Source organism: Streptomyces sp. DH12 (assembly GCF_020873895.1).
Classification (GTDB): Bacteria; Actinomycetota; Actinomycetes; order Streptomycetales; family Streptomycetaceae; genus Streptomyces.
On sequence record NZ_JAHWGT010000463.1, the window covers coordinates 1 to 605 of the forward strand.

Here is a 605-nt window from a genome sequence, read left to right on the forward strand (position 1 = left end):
TGCCAAACATGCGCAGTCCAGGACGTCCTCATTCCGGGTTGTTCCACCCGTCGCCCCGGCGCCTTTCGTTGCCCTTTCGCGAAGGAGCCCGCCATGTCGATGATCCGCGACCTGCGCGCCGTGGTCCGTCCCTCCCGTGTCTCGCTGCGCAAGGAGAGCGGCCCGTACGACACAGCGCGGGAGCGCGCGGCGGCCACCGCCGTCGTCGACTGCGCCGTCTACCGGGACGGCCGCCGCCTGGACACCGAGGGCGGCCCGCTCAGCCCCCAGGACGCGATGCGCCGGGTGCGCCGCGACGGGGGCTTCGTGTGGATCGGCCTGCACGAGCCCACGGAGGCCGAGTTCGCGGGAATCGCCGCCGAGTTCGGACTGCACCCGCTGGCCGTGGAGGACGCCGTCCAGGCCCACCAGCGGCCCAAGCTGGAGCGCTACGACGACTCCCTGTTCACGGTCTTCAAGACCGTCCACTACCTCGACCACGACCGCGTCTCCTCCAGCAGTGAGATCGTGGAGACCGGCGAGGTCATGTGCTTCACCGGACGGGACTTCTTCATCACCGTCCGGCACGGGGGCCAGGGTTCCCTGCGCGCCCTGCGCCACCGCCT

General features: G+C 70.9%; 1 protein-coding gene. It reads left to right on the forward strand.

Features of this window, described 5'->3' with window-relative positions:
• Positions 1 to 93 precede the first annotated feature (93 nt).
• Positions 94 to 605: CorA family divalent cation transporter (locus LPA54_RS35185; protein WP_306806590.1), on the forward strand; the 512-nt coding region annotated here is incomplete at its 3' end.